A 21,503-nucleotide genomic window follows, 5' to 3' on the forward strand; every position below is an offset into this window, starting at 1 on the left:
TATTTGATATTTGGGTTTTCCCCTTTTCACATTGTCAGTGTACCGGCTGTATGTAAAGGACAAAAGACAAACCATGTAAAATCCATGTCAAATCGTTCCGCAAATCACTTCTCTGCCGAAAAAAAGCAGAGAAAAAGCGCCTTTCCGCAATGCGGAAAGACGCTTTTTGAAGCACAAACAGTCGATTCGGTTATCGCTGACCCTTGTCGTAGGGAATACCCTCCGCCTTGGGCGCGCGGGAATTCTTGGAGGTAAAGGCCAGCACGATCAGGGAGATGATGTAGGGCAGCATATTGTAAACGGAACTGGGAAGGTTCATGACCTTCAGGAAGGCAAAGCCGGTGTAGACGTTGCCCAAGGCCCGGAAAAAGCCGAACAGCAACGCTGCCAGCGCGATGCGCTGGGGCTTCCACTGGCCGAAGATCATCACCGCCAGAGACAGGAAGCCAAAGCCAGCCACGCCGTACTCAAACCGCCACTCGGACACACCGGCGGTGATGAACACGATGCCGCCCAAGCCGCCCAAGAAACCGGAGATCAGCACACCGGCCCAGCGCATTTTATAGACGTTGATACCCACGCTGTCCGCCGCCTGAGGATGCTCGCCGCAGGCCATGAGCCGCAGGCCGAACCGTGTCTTGTACAGCAGCACATAGGAGGCTACCAGCAAAAGCGCCGTAATGAGCATGAACCAGCTGAACTCAAAGGAGCCGATGTTCACGGTAAATGCCTTTTTGGCACCGGCGTACTGAATGATGGAGGACACGTCATCGGGATTGGCCGCAGTGTTGATGGCCTTGACAATGACGGTGGCCCCAGCGGTGCCCAGCAGGTTCAAAGCTGTGCCTACCAACGTCTGATCTGCCTTGAAGTTGATACAGGCCACAGCCAGCAGGCAGGAATACACCATGCCCACCGCGGCGGAAACCAGCACCACTGCCAGGATCGTCACAAAATGAGAGCTGTTCTCTCCCAGATAGCGCATCGTCAGGGCACCGCCCAGAGCGCCCATGATCATGATGCCCTCCAGACCCAGATTGATCACGCCGGAGTGCTCGGAGAAGCAGCCGCCCAGAGCCACCAGGATCAGCACGGAGGCAAAGATCAGGGTATATTGCAGCAGCAAACTCATGCCTGATCGCCTCCTTTCCCGTTGGCCGCATCTTGTTCCGCGGCAGCCTTGGCCTTCAGAGCCGCCTTTTCCTCCCGTTTGGCAATGGAGCTGTTCATCACATGCTTCATGAACAGCACGAAGCCGCAGAGATAAATGATGATGGACGAGATCAGATCGGAGATCTGGGCGCAGTACATGGACTTATCCACATACGCGCCTCCGGCGGTGATGTGCTGGATGAAGAAGGATGCCAGCATCGTGCCCAGAGGATTCAGTCCCCCTAAGAAGGCGGCGGCAATGCCGTTGAAGCCCATGGCGGGAACGGAGGAGGTAGAGCACTGCCACTGCTCGTAGCCGGTGAGGTACAGCAGCGCCGCACCCATGCCGGCCAGCGCACCGGAGATCACCAGGCTCAGGATCACGTTCCGCTTTTCCGCCATGCCGCAGTATTTGGCGGCGTTGCGGTTGAAGCCGGTAGCCTTCAGCTCATAGCCAAATCTGGTCTTATCCAGTACGATCCAGATCAGAATCGCCATCACAATGGACAGGGGGATGGCCAGACCCACATACTGATTCTTGTTGAACAGCGCCCCCAGCCCCAGAGAGGGCAGCACAGCAGAGGGGTTGTTGTTGGCCAGCACGATGGTGTAGGGGCTAGCGGCCTCTTTCACCGTGGTCAGCAGCATATTGGTCAGGTAGAGGACGATCCAGTTCAGCATGATGCCGGAGATGACCTCGTTGACGTTGCAATAGGACTTCAGCACACCGGAGATGGCCCCCAGCACTGCGCCGCCGGCCATAGCCACCAGCAGGCAGGGCAGCCAGCTCCAGCCCAAACCCAGCGCCGCGTACAGGCTCAGCGCCACACCGAAGCAATACTGGCCCGCAGCGCCGATGTTGAACAGGCCCACCTTATAGGCAAACAGGATGGACAGCGAGCACATCAGCAGCGGTGCGGTTTTGACCAGCGTGTTGCCCAGATATTTCAACTGGGAGGATGTCTTTTTATAGGTCAGGAAGTTTTTGACCACAGTAAGGATCGCCTCGCCGGCGCCAGCGGGATTGATGACCAGCAGCACGAGATAGCCGAGGAACAGACCCAGCACGATGCACAAAAGAGAGGCCAGCAGCGATTGGAAGCCGTTGCTCTTGAAAATATTCTTTTTCATGCCTTCACCTCGTCTCTCTTGGCGCCGGCCATGTAGAGGCCCAGCTCCTCCTGGGTGGTGGTTTTCGGGTCCAGCTCGCCCACGATCTCACCCTCGTACATCACAAGGATGCGGTCGGGTACGTCCATGACCTCGTCCAGTTCCAGACTCACCAGCAGCACCGCCTTGCCCTCGTCCCGCTGGGCGACCAGCTGACGGTGGATGTACTCAATGGCGCCAACGTCCAGACCGCGGGTGGGCTGGACTGCCACCAGCAGCTCCGGATCCTTGTCGATCTCCCGGGCCACGATGGCCTTCTGCTGGTTGCCGCCAGACATGGAGCGGGCAATGGTAACAGGGCCCTGACCGGAGCGCACGTCATACTGCTCGATCAGCCGCTCCGCATAGCCGCGGATGTTCTTCCGCCGCAGGAAACCCGCCTTGTCGGTGAATTCCGGCTCAAAGTACCGCTGGAGTACCATGTTGTCCTCCAGAGAATAGTCCAGCACCAGACCGTGCTTATGCCGGTCCTCAGGGATGTGGCTCATGCCCATGGTGCTCCGCTTGCGGATGGAGGTGTGGGTGATGTCCTGCCCGCAGAGGAAAAGCTCGCCGGACACCAGCGGTTCCAGACCGGTCAGGCCGTAGACCAATTCCGTCTGGCCGTTGCCGTCGATACCCGCAATGCAGACGATCTCGCCCCGCCGTACCTGGAAGGACACATTCTTCACGGCGTTGTTCTTATGGACCTTGGAGGCCATGGTCATATTCCTGACCTCCAGCACCACGTCTCCCGGCTCCGCAGGCTTCTTTTCCACATGGAAATTGACGTTGCGGCCCACCATCATGGCAGACAGCTCCGCCGGGGTGGTGTCTTTCGTATTGACGGTGCCGATGTACTTGCCCTTGCGGAGCACGGTGCAGCGGTCCGCCACCGCCATGATCTCCGCCAGCTTGTGAGAGATAAAGAGGATGGACTTCCCCTCCGCCGCCAGATTCTTCATGATCTGCATCAGCTCGTCGATCTCCTGAGGCGTCAGCACGGCGGTGGGCTCGTCGAAGATCAGGATCTCATTGTCCCGGTACAGCATTTTCAGGATCTCGGTGCGCTGCTGCATACCCACGGTGATGTCCTCGATCAAAGCGTCCGGGTCCACATGGAGACCGTACTTCTCGCTGAGGGCCAGCACCTTTTCCCGGGCCTCCTTTTTCTGGAGAAAGCCATGCTTCGTAGGCTCCACGCCCATGATGATGTTGTCCAGCACCGTAAAGCAGTCCACCAGCTTGAAGTGCTGGTGCACCATGCCGATCCCCAAGTCATTGGCGTCATTGGGGTCCTTGATAGAGACCTCCTTGCCGTCCTTCTTGATCGTTCCCTCCTCCGGCTGATACAGGCCGAACAGCACGCTCATCAGCGTGGACTTGCCCGCGCCGTTTTCGCCCAGCAGGGCATGGATCTCACCCTTTTTCAATTGAAGGGTAATGTCATCATTGGCGATGATGCCTGGGAACCGCTTCGTAATGTGGAGCATTTCGATGGCGTAATTCGTTTCCAAGTCAAACCGCCCTCCTTCCGTTTTAATGGCCCGCCGTGTGGATCTCGCGGGGACGGAAACCATGTTCATTTACCGGCAGCGGCATATTGCCCTCACATCCAGTATTACATTCAGTATACTATAACTCCGCTCAAAAAGAAAGGCAAATCGACGGCCGGAATCATTTTTTTGAAGAGTGGTCTCCTCAGGGCGCTTCCATCGGGAGACTCGTCCGCTTTCCGCAAACTGTTCCCGAAAAAACTGCCAGCCGCTCCAACATCCGAAATGCCCCATTCCACCAGTGTGCCAATGGTTTTCCGTACCTCCTTCTTTTGACGGATAAAAAAGGAACGTCCGAAAGGACGTTCCTTTTCGCATATAGATTTGTGCTCTGCGCTTAGCCCTTGATAGCGCCCTGGTCCTCCACAGCGATCACGGTGGCGAAGTCAGAGGGAGTCTTGCTCACATCGTTGGAAACGGTGATCTTGCCGTCGAACATATCCTTCACCATGGCCTTGTAGTCATCCTGGGTAAAGCTGTCAGACCACTGAGTGCCCTCACCCATGGGGATCTGGACGTAGTTCAGCTCGGGATCATCGCCGGACACCAGGCCCAGAGTAGCGATCTTGCCCTTGTAAGCATCCCAGTTGCCGTTGACGATAACGTCAGTCAGGGTGTCATAGGTGGTGGGATACAGACCCTTCATAGCGGAGGTGACGGTCATGCCTTCCACGCCGGCGTAGCCAGCGATGACGCCAGCCTGGTCAACGTCCACGCCGATGACCTTGGCGTTAGCCTTCTTGGCAGCGTCCACAGCGGAGGTGTAGATACCGCCGCCGCAGGCGAAGACGACCTCAGTGCCGCCGGCATACCAGGTATCCATCACAGCGGTGATATCGGCATCGCCGAAGAACTGACCGCCATAGACATAGTTCAGGCTCACATCAGTCAGGCCCAGATCGGCGGCAGCGGCGTCAACGCCCTGCACGAAGCCGTAGCCATAACGGACAACAGCGGGAACAGCCATGCCGCCCAGGAAGCCCAGGTTCTTGTAGCCCAGCTTCACAGCAGCGTAACCGGCCATGTAGCCGCACAGCTCTTCCTGATACACAGCGCAGTACACGTTGCTCATGTCAACGTACTTGCTGAGGTCCCAATTCTCGGGGGTGTAGTCGTAGCTCTCGCCGGCCTTGGCAACGGCGGTCTCGAGCAGGTCGCCGGCGGCGACGTCGAGCGCGATGAACTTCACGTCGGGGAACTCGGGAGCAGCTTCCACGATGGCGCCGCCGAAAGCGTAGCCGGGCATCACGATCACGTTGTAGCCCTCGTCCGCGGCCTTCTCGATCATAGCCACACGGTCGGCGGTGTTGTCGCCGACGGGCTTGAAGTAGTTGAACTCGATGTCGTTGTCCTCGGCAAACGCCTTGCAGGCCTCATAGGTGGTCTGGTTGAAAGACTGGTCGGTGATGTCACCGTAGTCGGTGATCATTGCGACCTTATAGGCGCCCTCGTTCTCAGCAGGCTGCTCGGTCTGGTCAGGTGCATCGGTCTTGGTATCGTCGGTCTTCTTATCGCCGCAGGCTACCAGGGACAGAGACATGACCAATGCCAGAGTCAAAGCAAGAAACTTCTTCATTGGAATCTACCTCTTTCATGTTTTCTCCTTTTAACGTCCGCTCCCGCTCTGAAACGCACCGTGCCGTGTTCCCCGGAGGGATCACAGCCTATGTATGGCTTCGGAAGCCGGGTGCAAGCTCTTTAAAAGGGTCGACCTCAAGGGTCTATGTTATTATAACAATTTCACCCGGGCAATGCAATAAGAAACCCGAATTGTTTTCAATTTTGCCATATCTTTCACGCATAAAAGAACACCCCGCCCGGGATCGGGCGGGGTGTTCCCTTCAGGAAGCGTTAACAGTCTATCGGCCTCAGTCCGCCATCTTCACGGCGACTTCCAGCGCAATCTTCATCATGTTGGTGAACGTGTTCTGCCGGTCCGCCGGGGACAGCTCCTCCCCCGTCACCAGATTGTCGGAGATGGAGCAGATGGCCAGCGCCCGCTTGCCGGTGTAGGCAGCGTTGCAGTACAGGGCCGCAGCCTCCATCTCCACCGCCATGACGCCCATCTTCTGGAAGCGCATGTTCCGTCCGGCGGCATCGTAGAAGGTGTCGGAGGAATAGAGGTTGCCCACAGGCATCTTCACACCCAGTTCCTTGGCGCTTTCCACTGCTGCCATCAGCAAGTCAAAGTCCGCGATGGGGGCAAAGGTGCCGCCCAGCTCATACTGCTCCAGATAAGCGGAGTTGGCGCAGGCACCCTGACCGGCCACCACGCTGCCCAGCTCCAGATCTGCCCGCAGGGCTCCGGCGCTGCCCACGCGGATGATATTCTCCACATCATACTGGGTGTACAGCTCGTAAGAATAAATCCCGATGGAGGGCATTCCCATACCGGAGGCCATGACGCTCACCGGCACGCCCTTATACAGGCCGGTATAGCCCTGAACGCCCCGGACGTTGTTTACCAGTTTCAAATCCGTCAGGAAGGTCTCCGCGATGAACTTGGAGCGCAGGGGGTCTCCGGGCATCAGTACGGTTTTGGCGAAATCGCCCTTCTTGGCTTCATTATGCGGCGTTCCCATAGTATCCTCCTTTTATTTTTCCATGGCCTTTACGGCCTTCACGATGCGGCTGGTGCCCAGACGGGAAGCCCCCAGATTGATGAAATCCTCCGCATCCTGCAAATTGGCGATGCCGCCGGCAGCCTTGATCTTCACATTGGAGCCCACGTGCTTGGCGAACAGGGCCACGTCCTCACGGGTGGCGCCGCCCCCGCCGAAGCCGGTGGAGGTCTTGATGTAGTCCGCACCGGAGGCGGTGACGATCTCGCACAGCTTGATCTTCTCCTCATCGGTGAGGAAGCAGCACTCGATGATGACCTTCAGCAGCTTGCCGCGGCAGGCCTCCTTTATGGCCTTGATCTCCGAGAGCAGCTCGTCCCATTTCCGGTCCTTCACCCAGCCGAGGTTGATGACCATGTCCACTTCCTCCGCGCCGTTGCTCACGGCGTCGGCAGCCATGAAGCACTTGGCTGCGGTGGTGTCATAGCCGTTGGGGAAGCCGATGACGGTGCAGATAGGCAGCTTGCCCGCCACATACTCCGCCGCCTGCTTCACATAGCTGGCGGGGATGCACGCGCTGGCGCAGCCGTACTTCATGCCGTCATCGCAGATGGCCTTGATCTCGTCCCAGGTGGCCGTCTGGGCCAGAAGCGTGTGATCGCACTTGCTCAAAATGTCTTTCAGTTCCATTTTAAGTCACTCCTTATCATAAAGTTAAGTTTGTTTCTTCGATACGTTTATCATACCAGTTTTTTTGATTGCTGTCTACCGTCCATCTCCCCCCTCTTTTGCCCAACGCTCCGGCGTCTTGCAATCCGGTCCATTCGGTGCTACAATGTAGGCCACCAAATCCAAAAGGAGCCTTTTTCATGAAAAAACAACTGTTATCCGCGCTGTGCGCGGTGATGCTTCTCATCTGCGCCGTCCCCATGGCCAGCGCCCAGACCGGGGATGCTGCCCGCCGGGCCGATGCCCTGACGGTGCTGCATCTGCTCTCCGAAGATCCTGGCCGTGACCTGACCGCTCCCGCTACCCGTGCTCAGGCCGCCGTGCTGCTGGTCCGTCTGGCCGGCGGCGAGAAAAAGCCGGACACCGACGGCTGGTTTGCCGGTTTCCGGGATGTGCCGGACTGGGCCCGCACCGCTGTGAACTACGCCAACCGCCGGGGCTGGATCTCCGGCGTCAGCAACGTACAGTTTGATCCCAACGGTCACTTGAACGCCGACGCCTGGTGTGCTATGCTGCTGCGGATGCTGGGCTACAGCGACAAGACCGGGGACTTTGAGATCTCCGACGCCGCAGCCTTCGCCTGGCGGATCGGACTCACCGGCCGCCAGCTAATTGGCATCCTCTCCATGGGCGATCTGGCGGAAGCCATTTATGACGCGCTGGATTTCTGTTATAAGGGAACGGAAACAACGGTGCTCTCCCGCCTGATGGACCTCGGCGTCTGCACTGCCTCCGCCGCCAACGCTCTGGGCCTGCTGAACAAGGACTATACCGCCCGCCAGCTGGCGGACCGCTACCTCTCCGCCGCCTTCCAGCTCAGCCTGTATGAGACAGAGGAGCAGGTCCACGATGAGGTCTCCTCCGCCGACGCCAGCGGCTTCTTCATCAGCGCCGACGGTCTGGCCGTCACCAACTATCACTCCATCGAAGATTCCATCAAGGCCACCGCCACCCTCCTCAACGGAGAAACCTACGAGGTAGAGCGGGTCCTCTACTACGATACCGGTATCGACATCGCCGTGATCAAGGTCTCCCGGACCAATCAGTCCCGCCGCACCACCTCCGCCTTCAACCATCTATGTCTGGTGGGCACGGCGGACATCCGCCCCGGCGATCCGGTGTACGCCATCGGCAACCCTCTGGGTCTGGGGCTGGCCATCAGCTCCGGCATCATCGGCTCCACCGCTCATGAGCTGGACCGTTATGCCCTGCCCTGCATTGTCAACTCCGCCGACATTTCCCGGGGCAGCAGCGGCGGCGCGCTGATGAACGCCCACGGTCAGGTCATCGGCGTCACCTCCGGCGCTTATACCTATGGCAACAATATGTATCTGGCTGTCCCTGTGGACCCGGTGATGGCCGCCGACCTGACGGTTTCCGGCTGGACCTTGAAGGAGGTCAAGGCCATCGAAGCCGCCAAGGGCAAGGACTGAGCTTTCCCGCTTGTAAAGGAGTGATCCCATGAAACGCATCCTGACCCTGTTGATGGCCGTTTCCCTGCTGCTGTGTCTGGCAGCCTGCGGCCAACCAGCAGATCACGCCCCGGAGCAGCCGCCCCAGTAGGCAGAGCCATCCGAGCCTCCCGCCCAGACCGAACCCCCCGCCTTAGAAGGCGAGGCCCTCTCCGTCCTTCCCGCAGAGGATGCCGGTCTGACGGAGGGCGGCTATGACGCTTACCGGGAGGCGGACCCCATGGCGGAGATCGTTCTCCTGCCCACCCGCTCCGTCACGGACTTCCACTATTTCATCGTGGGTTTCCGGGAGGACAGCGAACTGCTCACGCTCACCCGCGAGGATGACCTCTACACGGCGGATGCCCTTTCCCCGGGCCGTCCCCTCCTGCTGGCCATTCCCTTTGTGGAAACGATCCCCAACCGGGGCGTTTCCTATGTGGACGCGGACGGCGCCCTCCGCCAGTACGCCATTGTGGAAAGTGGAAAGGACGGCACCATCTTCCTGATGGAAGAAGCCTTTGACTCCGCAGCCTAAACAGACAAGAACCGTATAAAAGGTCCCCGGAGCGCTGCTCCGGGGACCTTTTTATAGATGATCTTTTCGTTCCTTTTTCGGCTCCGGGCAGAGGAAATACCGGGTCATAATGATACCCAAAATGACAAGGATCACCTGGAAAACATCCACAGGCCAAATAGCTCCGTTGCCGCCTCCCCCGCCGCCGGAGCCGCCCTCCGAATTCCGGTACAGCTTTATCAGCTCCCCTGTATCCAACTGGCTGCCTTCCGCATCATAGTAAGCCACGGACATGCTGCCGAAAAAGCCAGCCTTGACCTGCTCCTCCGTCACCGGGATCACCTGAAGGATACTCTTGGCCGCCGTTCCCTCATACACCGGCGCCAGTGTGCTGATGTCCGGCAGGATCTCCTCCTCGCCGTCATAAGCAGGCGGACGGTACCCGGGAAATACCCGGAAGCTGGCAGCCTCCTTCGGCCAGTTTGCGGTGTAGATCTCCAGGTACCGCTGTCTGCCTATCTGGATCAAGCTCGTATTCACAATGGGACAGGTGTCATATTTTCTGGCTCGAAAGCGGTATCCGCCAAACAAGCCCCGCTGGAATTGATAAATACCCTGCCGTTCAAACGTTCCATTCTGTTCCAGTCGGTACAGAACAAACATCCGATCCTTTACCGTCGCAGTTTCCAGAACATCCACCTCTCCGTGATACGGAAATCCAGAAATGGATACCAGATCCTCCCGGATGATCTCCTTCATCTCCGCCGTGTCGGTCAGGTCATAGCAGTATTCCAGCCGATACAGCCCTACCAGGCATAGCAGCGTCGCCGCCACGGACAAAACGGCCCCCAGCCGCTGCTGCCAACGGAGCCGCTTCAAAAAATTCAGCTTCGGCGGCGGCGCTTTTTCCGCTTTCAGGTCCGCCGCCATGGCGTCCCGGGCTGCCCGGCAGTCCGGACAGGATTCCAGATGCTCGCAAATATCAGCTTCCGTCTCCGGCCCCGTCAGGTGCTCCAGATAGGACGGCAGCAGGTCTCTCACAATATGGCACGGCAGCATTACACACCGCCTCCTTCCAACAATTTCTGCTTTGCCCGGTAAAAGGTCACTCTCGCCCAGGTCTCGCTCTCCCCTAAGATCGCCCCGATCTCCGAAAAGGGCAGTTCCCCGGAGAGTCGGAGATACACCACCTCCCGGGTCTTTTCCGGCAGGGCGTGGATACGGCGGAACAGCTCCTGCCGGCTCAGATTCCCCATTGCCGCATCCTCGGCGCTGCCCTCCCCCGGCAGGTCCGTCATTTCCTCGATGGGAACGTGATTCTCCCTGGCCCGGCGGGAAAGCTCCTTTTTCATCAGGTTTCCGGCGATCCCGCAGAGATAGGTGGACAGCGCCGCCTCTCCCCGGTAATTCCCCGGATGCCGGATGGCCTCGTAGAAGGTCTGCTGGGTCACCTCCTCCGCCAGATCCGCATTCCGGGTGAGGGAGAACACATAGCGGTACACAAGCTCCGCGTTTTCCCGGTACGCCCGGTCAAAATCCGTCATGCTCTCCCCCCCTTTCTGTTGATTTGTGCCGGAACCAGACCGGTTCGTTACAGTCATTCTAAAAAATATTTTCTCAAAAAGCAACTCCCGCTCGTCTCCTTGCGTATACCGCCGACATCCGCTTCACCGCTTCCTCAACAAAAACACCCCCGGTGCGCGGATGCACACCGGGGGTGTTTCGTATGCTTTTGAATTGGATAAGACGCTTAGACCTCGCCGAAGTCAGCGCACTTTGCGATCACGCTGGCGCAGCGGGGGCACAGGCCGTTCTCGTCCGCTGCGGTGCTGTGCTTCCAGCAACGGGGGCACTTGGTGCCGGCAGCCTCGCTGACGGAAACCGCCAGCTCGCCGCCCACAGTGACCTCCACCTGGGAGACGATCAGCAGGTCCGCCAGAGCGGCTGCGTCCATCTCCGCCAGGAAGGCGTCCTCGGCGGGGACCGTCAGGGCCACATCGGCCTCCAGGCTCTTGCCGATCTTCTTCTCGGCACGGGCGGTCTCCAGCGCGCCGTTGACGGCGTCGCGGACCTCGATGATCTTTTCCCACTTGGCCATCTCGTCAGCGGAGAGAGCGTAGTCGGCAAACACACCGTTCATATCGTTGAACAGCACGTTCCGGCCATCGTCGCCCGCCTTGTGGGGCATGGCCAGCCAGATCTCGTCACCGGTGAAGCACAGGATGGGAGCCATGATCTTTGTGATGGTATCCAGGATCAGGTACAGGGCTGTCTGGGCGCTGCGGCGGGCCAGACCGTCGGTCTCATCGCAGTACAGCCGGTCCTTGATGATGTCCAGATAGAAGTTGGACAGCTCCACCACGCAGAAATCGTTGACGGCGTGGGTCACCACCAGGAACTCATAGTCGTTGTACGCCTGAGCGCACTTTTCGATCAGGGCGTTCAGACGGGTGACGGCCCAGCGATCCAGCTCCAGCATGTCGGCGGGAGCCACCAGATTGTTGGGATCAAAGCCGTCCAGGTTGCCCAGGCAGTACCGGGCGGTGTTGCGGAACTTCAGGTAGTTCTGAGAGAGCTGCTTGAAGATGGCGTCGGAGCAGCGCACGTCGGCGTGGTAATCGGCAGAAGCCGCCCACAGACGCAGAATGTCCGCGCCGTACTTGTTGAAGATGTCAGCGGGGTCCACGCCGTTGCCCAGAGACTTGTGCATGGCCTTGCCCTCGCCGTCCACGGTCCAGCCGTGGGTGACGCACTCCTTGAAGGGCGCGCCGTTGCCGAAGGCGCCCACGGCGGTCAGCAGAGAGGATTGGAACCAGCCGCGGTACTGGTCGAGGCCCTCCAGATACATATCGGCAGGCCAGAAGTTCTGATCCCGCTTCATGGAGGCATAGTGGGTGGAGCCGGAGTCGAACCAGCCGTCCAGCGTGTCGGTCTCCTTCTCGAAGCCGCTCTTGCCGCCGCAGTGGGGGCAGGTCATACCGGCGGGCAGGAAATCGGCGGGGTCCTTGTCGAACCAGGCGTTGGAGCCTTCCTTGCCGAACATCTCGGAAATGGCGGCGATGGTCTCATCGGTCACCACAGGTTTGCCGCAGTCCTTGCAGTACACCACAGGGATGGGCAGACCCCACCGGCGCTGGCGGGAAATGCACCAGTCGGCGCGCTCCCGGATCATGCTCTTCATGCGGTCGATACCCCAGCCGGGGACCCAGCGAACCTCGTCGCAGGCGGCGCAGGCCTCGTCCTTGAAAGCGTCCACGGAGCAGAACCACTGGGGGGTGGCCCGGAAGATGATGGGCTTCTTGCAGCGCCAGCAATGGGGATAGCTGTGGACGATTTCCTCGCTGGCCAGCAGAGCGCCGGACTCCTTCATATCCTTCAGGATGACAGGGTTGGACTCCTCCACCACCATCCCGGCGTACTTGCCGGCATAGTCGGTGTGGCGGCCCTGATCGTCCACAGGCACCACCATGTCCATGCCGTAGCGCTTGCAGGTCTGGTAGTCATCCGCGCCGAAGCCGGGAGCGGTGTGGACGCAGCCGGTACCGGAATCCATGGTAACATAATCGGCCAGCACCAGACGGCTGGTCTTGGGCAGGAAGGGATGGTCCGCCAGCATATTCTCAAAGAAGGCGCCCTCGTGGGTCTCCACGATCTCGTAATCGGAGATGCCCGCCACGCCCATCACCTTGTCGGTGAGGGCCTCAGCCATGATATACATCTCGCCGTTGCCGTTGTTCTTCACCACGGCATAGCTCTCGGAGGGATGCAGCGCGATGGCCAGGTTGCCGGGCAGGGTCCAGATGGTGGTGGTCCAGATCACGAAGTTCAGCTTGGACTTGTCCAGATGGCTCAGCTTGCCCTGATCGTCATGCATGGGGAACTTCACATACACGGTGGTGCAGGGATCATCCTGATACTCGATCTCAGCCTCAGCCAGAGCGGTCTCGTCATGGTAGCACCAGTACACGGGCTTCAGGCCCTTGTAGATGTAGCCCTTCTTGTACATCTCGCCAAAGACCTTGACCTCCTCGGCCTCAAAGCTGGGGTTCATGGTCTTGTAGGGGTGTTCCCAGTCGGCCACCACGCCCAGGCGCTTGAATCCCTCCATCTGGATGCCGATATACTTTTCGGCATAGGCGTGGCAGGCGGTACGGAAGTCAGACACGCTCATGGCCTTGCGGTTGAGCTTCTGCTCCTTGATGATGGCGCTCTCGATGGGCATACCGTGGTTGTCCCAGCCGGGGATATAGGGTGTGTACCGGCCACGCATGGCGTAGGACCGGACGATGATGTCCTTCAGGGACTTGTTCAGGGCGTGGCCCATGTGGAGGCTGCCGTTGGAGAACGGAGGGCCGTCGTGAAGGGAGAAGCGGGGCTTGCCCTCATTCTTCTTCAGCAGCTCGTTGTAGAGGTCCATGTCCTCCCAGCGCTTGAGCATCTCCGGCTCCCGCTTGGGCAGACCCGCCCGCATGGGGAAGTCGGTCTTGGGCAGATTGATGGTCTTGTTGTAATCCATGATGCGTCTCCTTTTATATTTGTAAGTCTTATTTTTTGCTTTTATCGATCATATTGCAGCGGAACACAACCAGTTGGCAGTCTCGGCAGATCATAGTGTCCGGAAACTCCGGAAAGGGGTCTCTTGTAAACATAGATGTGGTATCGTCCCCTATCGGGCCGAGATCGACCTGATCCGTAGGCCCCTTAAAAAATCGCAGTTCCTGCTGAGTCCAGAAGGGATACTTCTGCGTGTGCATAAAGCCTTTTTCCATTACGTTTCCGCAGTTGGGGCAGTTCATTGCTGATCCTCCTTCACGCAAAACAAAAAACGCTTTGCCTCTGAACTCAGAGACAAAGCGTTTGAAAACACTCTGCGGTACCACTCTTCTTGCCGGTCCCCTTGCGGAGCGCGGCCACTCACGCCTGCCATTACAGGCTGACGGAATAACGCCCGTCACACGTCCACGCTTACTCGCGTCGTCTTTCAGCAGGAGGCTCCAAGGTGATTTTCACCGCCGCGCCTGTCCGCCTCGCACCAAACGGCGGCTCTCTTTACAGACTTTCGACCGGCTACTCTTCCTTTTCTTCGCCAAATATCCAGTTACTCGGTTATCATATCACATTTTCACCGTTTGTCAACCGTATTTTCCCGGTTTTTCCCCGGAAAATACAGACTTTTCCGTTCCAACCGCTTCCCGTGGAAAAACCGGCCCCGCCCAAGGGCGGAGCCGGTGCAGAGGAACTGGTGAAATTACTTTGCGGCGGTCATTCCGACGAAACGAACCAGGATCACAGCGGCCTGTGCCCGGGTTGCCGTCCCCTTGGGAGACAGCGTCGCATTGGTGGTGCCGCCGATCAGGCCGCTGCCCACAGCCCACTGCAGAGCAGGCACCGCATACTGGCCAACGCTCTGGAAATCCTTGTAGCTCAGCAGATTGGTGTCCTCACCCACACTGATGTCCGCGCCGTTGGCCTTGGCGTAGCGGTACAGAATAGCAGCCAGCTGCTCACGGGTGATGGCACGGTTGGGCGCGAAGGTGCCGTCGGCATAGCCGCCCACGATCTCCTTGCCGGAGGCCCACTTTACGGCATCAGCATAGTACGCGCCGTTGTCCACATCGGAAAAGCCGGTAGTATTGGCAGTAACAGCGGGGCTGCCGGCCATACGGTACAGCATCGCCACCACCTGACCACGGGTCAGGGTACCGGCGGGGCTGAATGTGGTGTTGGAGGTGCCGCCCATGATGCCGTCAGCATAGACCCGCGCCACTTCGCTGAAGCACCAGTCGGTGTTCTTCACATCCGTGAAGGGCAGCGTAGTGCTGAGGGTCTTCATCATTTCCTGTACCACGGATGCGGAGGTGTTGGAAGCCTCGGTGTAGTTAAAGGCATAGGTGTCGTGGGCAATGCCGTCTGCCTTATCGCTCATGCAGCGCAGAATAGCGCAGGGTACGCCAAACTGATCGCAGACGCGGGCCACGGAAGCGCCCTCCATCTCACAGGCCAGTGCGTCGAACTTGGTCTGAAGCTCCTTGACATAGGATTCGCTGGAGATAAACTGGTCGCCGGTGGCGATCACGCCCTGATGGACCTTGGCAGAGCCCAGCACATCGCAGGCAGCGTTGTAAGCGATCTTGGAAAGGGTGCCATCCACGGGGATCATGCCGGTCTCCTGATTGCTGCCGGCTTCGCCGTTCCAAACGAAGCCGTTGTTGGTCTCAGTGCCGTAGTCATGCTGCACAAGGCTGGTGCCGATGACCATGTCCATCACGTTCACGTCATCGCCCACGCCGCCGGCAATGCCGGTAAAGACAACGCCCTTGACCGTGAAGTTATTCAGCAGGGCCGCGGTATAGTTGGCAGAGAGGACCTTGCCGACGCCGGCCTGAACCAGTACCACGTCCTCGCCATTGAGCTTACCCACATAGTAGGTCTTGCTTCCGATCACGGTTTCCTTCTGGATGTCGGCGGCATCCACCAGCGCCTTCAGCTCCACGCTCATGGCGCTGATGATGGCGGTACGGGGCGTGGTGTCCTTTGCTGCGACATCCTTGGCAGCAGGAAGCGCGACCCGATCCTTGGCAATGGTGTTCAGCATTTCCTTCACCACAGAGGCGGAGGTATTGGAAGCCTCAGTGTAGTTGAAGGCATAGGTATCATGGGCAATGCCGTCGGCCTTGTCGCTCATGCAGCGCAGAATGGCGCAGGGCACATGGAACTCGTCTGCCACGCGGGCCACGGAAGCGCCCTCCATCTCGCAGGCCAGTGCGTTGAACTTGGTCTGAAGTTCCTTGACATAGGACTCGCTGGAAATGAACTGGTCGCCGGTGGCGATCACGCCCTGATGGACCTTCTCCGCGCCCAGCACGGTGCAGGCAGAATCATAAGCGATCTTGGAAAGGCTCTCATCCACAGGGATCATGCCGGTCTCCTGATTGCTGCCGGCCTTGCCGTTCCACTCAAAGCCGCTGTTGGTCTCGGTGCCGTAGTCATGCTGCACCAACTCGGTGGCAATGACCATGTCCATCACGTTCACGTCATCGCCCACGCCGCCGGCAATGCCGGTAAAGACGATGCCGCCCACATGATAGGTGTCGATGAGGGTCTCAGCGCAGGACGCCGCCAGCACCTTGCCGATACCGGCCTTGACCAGCACCACATCCACGCCGTTGAGGACGCCCTCGTAAAAGGTGTTGCCTGCGATCTCTTCTGTCTTGGAGATCTTGGTCGCCTCCACCAGCGCGTTCAGTTCCACGCTCATAGCGCTGACGATACCCAGCGGGCCCTCAGCCTGCGCGGCCCCCGTCTGATCCGCAGCTGCGGCGGAAACCCCCAGAGATACCGTCATGACAATGACGAGCATCAGGGACAGGGTCTTTTGGAAGAATCGGTTCATGCTTCTCTCTACCTCCGATTTAAAAGTGATACCTTTATCATACTATCAGTCCCTTTCAGAAGCAATCCCAAACAAACAGAATCGGTTCCTCTTTTTTTCGATTTATTTGTTGTTTTTTCATATAGATCATCCTGCTCTTTGACGCAAAAAAGGGTATGACCTTCCGCTGATGGCGGAAGATCATACCCGCTTGATAAGCTTCATGTCACTGATACCGGTAGAGCTGGGCCGTGTATCCGTCGATACACCGCAAAAACATCTCCCGGTCCCGGAATTCCATCAGTTGAGAACCGGCCTCCTCATGAAAGGACACCACACGGCGCTGGGTATCTACCCACAGCTTCCAGATCGGTTCCCTGGTCATTGTCGTTTCCATAGTGCGTGCTTCTCCTTTCATACACACATTCTCCTTCAGCGCCCCTTGGAGCGGTTTTTGTTCCTGTACCTATAAGACGATTTGAACACCGATTTTGTTGCACATTTTTCCAAAAAATTTCAAATTTTTTTAGGCCAGCAGAGGACGCACCACCTGATCGTTCACCACGGCGAAGCTCTCCCGCAGGTAATAGTTGGCGCTGAGCCACCACCACGGCAGCTTCGCCGGGACCTGCACCACCCTGCCGGGTCCGGCGGTGTTCAGCAGCAGCCGCACCCGCCCCATGTGGAAATCGTTGGTGACGATGGCCACTGTTTTATGGTAGTCATCCGGCAGCAGCGCCAGAGAATTTTGCAGATTCTGTCGGGTATTGGCAGACCGCTCCTCTAAGATCAGCCGCGCCGGGTCGATGCCCCGGGCCGTCAGCGCGTTATACATGGCCCGGGCTTCGGAGATGTCCTCCCCCGGCCCTTGTCCCCCGGACAGCACCGCCGGGACATGCGGATGCACCTTGAGATACCGCTCCGCCGCGTCAATGCGGGTTTGCAGGGCCACGGAGGGCGTGGTGCCGTTGACCCCGGCCCCCAGAACGATCACCGCGTCCGCCGGTTGGGCTGACTCGTCCCGGTGTCCGGCCCGGATGACCCAGACCTCCACCGCCGACAAGCCCAGAACCAGCGCCGCCAGTCCTATTTGGGCGATCCGCAGCAAAATCTTCCACCCCCGGTGGCGGCGGCTCAACCGGCTCAGGCCCAGCAGCACCAGACAGACCACCGCCAGTCCCCAGCTCAGCTTTCCGGAAAAGCCCACCCCCGGCAGGCGTTGAAGCCCCAGCCCCAGCAGGCAGAACGCCAGCGCCAGCGCCGCCGTCAGTCTTTCGGAGCGTTTCCACTCAAAAAACGTATGCTCATTCATATCGTATATTCTCAGATCCTGTCTCCCCGGCGGTCTCCCGCCGGGGAGCGTCCTTGCGGTACGGTCTATGTCAGGCCACGGTTGTCACCATCACCGTGGGGCCGTCCGCCCCGCCGATGATGCCGAGACCGGCGGCCTCCGCTCCGGCGGACATGCTGGGGCTGTGGCTGTCATCCACGGCGGGAGCGTTTTCCGTCTCCGTGGGCAGCTCATCACTCTCCGTACCGAACCACCCCGCCGGGTACTCGCTGTACCGTTCATAGTATTCCTCGGGGCTCATATGGAACTGCTTATAGAACTGGTCATATTGGTCCCAGCCGCCCTGGGCGTACTGCCACGGGTACCGTTCCCGGTTGGTGACCAGATCGGCGTCGGTGATCAATTTCAGGTCCTTCAGCGCCCGGATCGTCTCCGTCATGCCTTCCTTGACGTTGATCCGGATCGTATCATGGATTCTGTTGAACTGGCTCTCCGGCAGCTTGTATTCGAACTGAATGCGGAGGTCATAGTTGTCGGCGTCATTATCCGCCAGGAACCAGTTATACACGCCCCAGTCTCCGTTTTCCGCGTCCTTGGCCACGGCGTCCAGGAGCAGACCCGCCTCCCGGCTGCCGAGAGTGCCGCCGCCGCTCCATGTCTCGAACCACGCTTCAGTCATCTGGAAGCCCTCATCCCGCCAGCGGATGCGCTTCTGGCGCATTTCCGGGCTGTTGATGAGCTGATCCAGCAGATAGTCATAGGTGCCCTCCCGGGCCATGCGGTCAGGGGTCAGATACAGTCTGTACCCCCGCTCCACCTTCAGCCCGCTGTTGAGCATATAGGTGATGCGGACATGGGTGATGGTCGATTGCGCCCCGCTATCCTCTGCGGATTCTTCCACACTGGCCGTATAGCCGTCGGAATAATAGCCATACCCCGGTGCTTCTTTTTGAATGTAATCCTTATCGTCGATAATGGTCTGGTGCAGCGTCCGGACCTTCTCGATGAGGACGTCGTCCTTCCCGGGTGTCAGGTAATAATTGCTGCCGGCGGCGTAGACGTTCACCAGCTTTACGCTGTCCGGTGCGGGGATGCGGCGGGTCACGCCGAACAGATCGTACTTCATGGCGCCGCACAGGGCCGCGCAGCCCAGCGCCACCGCCAGCATTCCCTTCCATGTGGTCTTGAACACCCGGGGCGTTTTCGCCAGCAGCATGGACGCCGCGTAATAGCCCACGGCGCCGCCCGCGATCATGCACAAGATCATGGGCAGGAGCGCGAAGTACTGGCCGTTCTGAAAACTCTCCCACAGCAGGGCGTACAGCAGCCGTCCGCCCAGAATGGCGGCGTAGACGGCGCAGCCGTACCGGAACACCGGCTTCATCCAGCCCACGGCCACCACATCTCCGGCGCTCTCGCTGCGGCGTCTGCGGTACAGCAGCCACGCCAGTCCCAGCAGCGCCGCGCCCGCGGCGGCATAGGCGGCGATGAGCCAGCCGTTTTCCAGCGTCACGGAGGTCAGCACACTGGTCTCATACCGCTGACCGCCCAGTCGATCCGTCACCCACTGGGTCTCGTAGGTGCTGTTGGGAGAGATCTTCTGCACGAGGTATACCACGGGGCTGAGCCACTCCACGGTACCGGAATAGCTGCTGTTCAGGCCGAAGCAGAAGCCCTGCGCCAGCAGGTTCACCATGAAGTCCGTCAGCACGGCGATGAAGTTCAGCAGCCCGTAAAGGGCGGGCAGCATGAACACGTTGCCCACGATAAATGCGCAAAAGGTAGCAAGGCCGAAGAAGAACAGGCTCTCCCCCATAACGCCTAAGACCGTCACCAGCACGCCCATCGGCTCAAAGCCGCCGAACAGCATCGTTACCAGCACCAGCAAAACGCCGGTCACAGCGTAGGGGATGGCCATCATCGTCAGGCCGGACAGCACGTTGGTAACAAACAGTCCCTCCCGGCGGATGGGCAGCGTGTGCATCATTCCCACGCTGCGGGCGTTGTAAAGATAGCTCCACACCGCCATGGCGCACAAAATGGCGTACACGATGGAAATAACCGGCACCCCGTAGGACAGCACAGTGTAATACGCCTGTCTGGTCTCCAGAGGCGACCAGAACCGGAACCCGTTGTGCAGCAGCTCCAGCAGCATCGCCAGAGGGAACATGGCCCCGCCGAAGGAGGCCAGACCCCACAGCGGCCAGTACCGGGACAGGTTTTTCCGGAAAAGAGTGCCGTTAAAGCACGATGTCTTTGACCGCATAGTCTGCACCTCCCAATTCGTAAATAAAGATCTCCTCCAGCGTCAGGGGGATGGCGTCCACCAGCAGCGGGCTGTAAGCCATCAGCCGCTCCGTGGCCTCCTGCGCGTTCATCCGCATGATGAGGGTATGCACCCGGCCGAGCTTCGAGGCATGAAGCACCGGCAGCTCCGCCGGAACGTCCTCCATGCCGTCGGGAAACACCACCTGCAATTTCACCATGTTATCCTGCAACTGGGCCAGGCTCCGCTCCAGCAGCACATGGCCGTGGTCCATGATGCCCACATGGTCGCACACGTCCTCCAGCTCCCGGAGGTTGTGGCTGGACACCAGCACCGTAGTGCCCCGCTCCGCCACATCGCCCATCATCAGGCTCCACACCTGACGGCGCATCACCGGGTCCAGACCGTCCACAGGCTCATCCAGGATCAGATAATCCGGCATGGCGGACAGAGCCAGCCAGAAGGCCGCCTGCTTCTGCATACCCTTGGAAAACCGCCGGATAGGCCGCTTTTCGTCCAGTTCAAACACTTCCCTCAGCTTTTCATACCGCTCCGTGGAGAAGTTTGGATAGAAGCCCTTGTAAAACCGCATCATATCCCCGATGCCTGCGGAATTGAAATAGTACCAATCATCGGGAATGGCGGCGATCTTGGCCTTCAGCGCCGCGTTTTCCCACACATCCTCGCCGCCCAGCCGCACGGTGCCGCTGTCCTGCCGGAAAATACCGGTAAGATGGCGGATGATGGTGGATTTGCCCGCGCCGTTAGGACCAACCAGCCCGTAGACAGCCCCGGTGGGCACGCTGATGGTGGCGTCATTCAGGGCGGCAAAGCCGTCAAAGGTCTTGACGACGTTTTTCACTTCGATCATTGCTCGTATACCTCCTCGATGAGCGCCGCAGCGTCCGCTTCCGTCACGCCCAGATACCGCAGCTCATTCAGCAGTTTTTTCACATCCGCCCGAAGCGTTTCCCGCCGGACAGCGTCGGCGTCCGCCGTACCGCTGACGAAGCTGCCCTTTCCCGCCACGGAGTAAATATAGCCTTCCGCTTCCAGCTCGTTATAGGCCCGCTGGATGGTGTTGGGATTGATGGACAGCTGGGTGGCCAGCGCCCGGACCGACGGCAGCTTTTCGTCCTGAGCCATGGCCCCGGTGACGATCATCCGCCGCAGGCCGTCTTTGATCTGTTCATAAATGGGACGGGAATCCCGGTAATTCAATGTCAGCACATGTGCCTCTCCTTTCTGAGGAATGTTCGATCAGCGGTGCAGGATCACCGCTGTCAGCAAAATAACCAGCAGTACCGCGCCTGCGATACCAAGCAAAAACAGCGTACTCATTGCATCTGCCCCGTTCTCAGGGCTGCAGGGCCACGGACACCAGAACAACAGCGGCAAAAATCAGACCCACGATGGCGGCGATCCCCGCAAAACCAAACAGCATCATGTTTCGTCTCCT

The 21,503-nt window shown here is 59.1% G+C and carries 18 protein-coding genes and 1 other annotated feature; of the genes, 2 read left to right on the top strand and 16 right to left on the bottom strand.

Annotation, left to right across the window (positions count from 1 at the left end; translation table 11 throughout):
* Nucleotides 1-190: 190 nt before the first annotated feature.
* The 6 genes from H8Z83_RS05935 to deoC all read right to left on the bottom strand — a co-directional run bounded on the left by H8Z83_RS05935 (nt 191) and on the right by deoC (nt 7,108).
* The gene (locus H8Z83_RS05935; RefSeq protein WP_187014217.1) at nt 191-1,132 is read right to left on the bottom strand and encodes an ABC transporter permease; all 942 of its coding nucleotides are present in this window, start codon (nt 1,130-1,132) and stop codon (nt 191-193) included.
* A complete protein-coding gene (locus tag H8Z83_RS05940; RefSeq protein ID WP_187014218.1) occupies nt 1,129-2,283 on the bottom strand; it encodes an ABC transporter permease in 1,155 nt (384 codons plus the stop codon). Before H8Z83_RS05940 ends, H8Z83_RS05935 begins: the two co-directional genes overlap by 4 nt.
* Nucleotides 2,280-3,794 carry an ABC transporter ATP-binding protein gene (locus H8Z83_RS05945; RefSeq protein WP_187014323.1) on the bottom strand — a complete coding sequence of 505 codons (1,515 nt, stop codon included), beginning with the start codon at nt 3,792-3,794 and terminating at the stop codon, nt 2,280-2,282. The genes H8Z83_RS05940 and H8Z83_RS05945 overlap by 4 nt, the downstream gene beginning before the upstream one ends.
* 400 nt (nt 3,795-4,194) lie before the next feature.
* Nucleotides 4,195-5,433, bottom strand: a complete 1,239-nt coding sequence (locus tag H8Z83_RS05950) for a BMP family lipoprotein (RefSeq protein WP_187014219.1) — start codon at nt 5,431-5,433, stop codon at nt 4,195-4,197.
* Between the two features lie 292 nt (nt 5,434-5,725).
* Nucleotides 5,726-6,439: a purine-nucleoside phosphorylase gene (gene deoD / locus H8Z83_RS05955; protein WP_187014220.1), complete on the bottom strand. Its 714-nt coding sequence runs from the start codon at nt 6,437-6,439 to the stop codon at nt 5,726-5,728.
* A gap of 12 nt (nt 6,440-6,451) precedes the next feature.
* Nucleotides 6,452-7,108: a deoxyribose-phosphate aldolase gene (gene deoC, locus H8Z83_RS05960; protein WP_187014221.1), complete on the bottom strand. Its 657-nt coding sequence runs from the start codon at nt 7,106-7,108 to the stop codon at nt 6,452-6,454.
* 179 nt (nt 7,109-7,287) lie between these two features.
* Here deoC and H8Z83_RS05965 point away from each other — a divergent pair, with 179 nt between their 5' ends.
* Nucleotides 7,288-8,580 carry a S1C family serine protease gene (locus tag H8Z83_RS05965; protein WP_187014222.1) on the top strand — a complete coding sequence of 431 codons (1,293 nt, stop codon included), beginning with the start codon at nt 7,288-7,290 and terminating at the stop codon, nt 8,578-8,580.
* Between the two features lie 259 nt (nt 8,581-8,839).
* Nucleotides 8,840-9,136, top strand: coding sequence for a hypothetical protein (locus H8Z83_RS05970; RefSeq protein ID WP_187014223.1), 297 nt, complete (start codon nt 8,840-8,842; stop codon nt 9,134-9,136).
* 51 nt (nt 9,137-9,187) lie between these two features.
* On the opposite strand, the gene H8Z83_RS05975 is transcribed toward H8Z83_RS05970, so the two are convergent.
* From H8Z83_RS05975 to H8Z83_RS06020, 10 genes are all read right to left on the bottom strand, one after another.
* Nucleotides 9,188-10,174, bottom strand: a complete 987-nt coding sequence (locus H8Z83_RS05975; RefSeq protein WP_187014224.1) for a zf-HC2 domain-containing protein — start codon at nt 10,172-10,174, stop codon at nt 9,188-9,190.
* Nucleotides 10,174-10,659: an RNA polymerase sigma factor gene (locus H8Z83_RS05980; protein WP_187014225.1), complete on the bottom strand. Its 486-nt coding sequence runs from the start codon at nt 10,657-10,659 to the stop codon at nt 10,174-10,176. Before H8Z83_RS05980 ends, H8Z83_RS05975 begins: the two co-directional genes overlap by 1 nt.
* Nucleotides 10,660-10,865: 206 nt before the next feature.
* Nucleotides 10,866-13,631 carry an isoleucine--tRNA ligase gene (gene ileS / locus H8Z83_RS05985; RefSeq protein ID WP_187014226.1) on the bottom strand — a complete coding sequence of 922 codons (2,766 nt, stop codon included), beginning with the start codon at nt 13,629-13,631 and terminating at the stop codon, nt 10,866-10,868.
* A 28-nt stretch (nt 13,632-13,659) separates the two neighbouring features.
* Nucleotides 13,660-13,911, bottom strand: coding sequence for a PF20097 family protein (locus H8Z83_RS05990; RefSeq protein ID WP_187014227.1), 252 nt, complete (start codon nt 13,909-13,911; stop codon nt 13,660-13,662).
* A gap of 45 nt (nt 13,912-13,956) precedes the next feature.
* Nucleotides 13,957-14,208 (bottom strand) — a binding site (T-box leader).
* A gap of 155 nt (nt 14,209-14,363) precedes the next feature.
* Nucleotides 14,364-16,508, bottom strand: a complete 2,145-nt coding sequence (locus H8Z83_RS05995; protein ID WP_187014228.1) for a 5'-methylthioadenosine/adenosylhomocysteine nucleosidase — start codon at nt 16,506-16,508, stop codon at nt 14,364-14,366.
* Between the two features lie 205 nt (nt 16,509-16,713).
* On the bottom strand, nt 16,714-16,905 hold the full coding sequence (locus H8Z83_RS06000; protein ID WP_187014330.1) for a hypothetical protein: 192 nt from the start codon (nt 16,903-16,905) through the stop codon (nt 16,714-16,716).
* A 108-nt stretch (nt 16,906-17,013) separates the two neighbouring features.
* Nucleotides 17,014-17,799, bottom strand: coding sequence for a YdcF family protein (locus tag H8Z83_RS06005; RefSeq protein WP_187014229.1), 786 nt, complete (start codon nt 17,797-17,799; stop codon nt 17,014-17,016).
* Between the two features lie 70 nt (nt 17,800-17,869).
* Nucleotides 17,870-20,044, bottom strand: a complete 2,175-nt coding sequence (locus H8Z83_RS06010) for an ABC transporter permease (RefSeq protein WP_187014230.1) — start codon at nt 20,042-20,044, stop codon at nt 17,870-17,872.
* Nucleotides 20,019-20,915, bottom strand: a complete 897-nt coding sequence (locus H8Z83_RS06015; RefSeq protein ID WP_187014231.1) for an ABC transporter ATP-binding protein — start codon at nt 20,913-20,915, stop codon at nt 20,019-20,021. Before H8Z83_RS06015 ends, H8Z83_RS06010 begins: the two co-directional genes overlap by 26 nt.
* Nucleotides 20,912-21,274: a GntR family transcriptional regulator gene (locus H8Z83_RS06020; protein WP_187014232.1), complete on the bottom strand. Its 363-nt coding sequence runs from the start codon at nt 21,272-21,274 to the stop codon at nt 20,912-20,914. The genes H8Z83_RS06015 and H8Z83_RS06020 overlap by 4 nt, the downstream gene beginning before the upstream one ends.
* Between the last annotated feature and the right edge of the window lie 229 nt (nt 21,275-21,503).

Source organism: Dysosmobacter segnis (assembly GCF_014297285.1).
Classification (GTDB): domain Bacteria; phylum Bacillota; class Clostridia; order Oscillospirales; family Oscillospiraceae; genus Oscillibacter; species Oscillibacter segnis.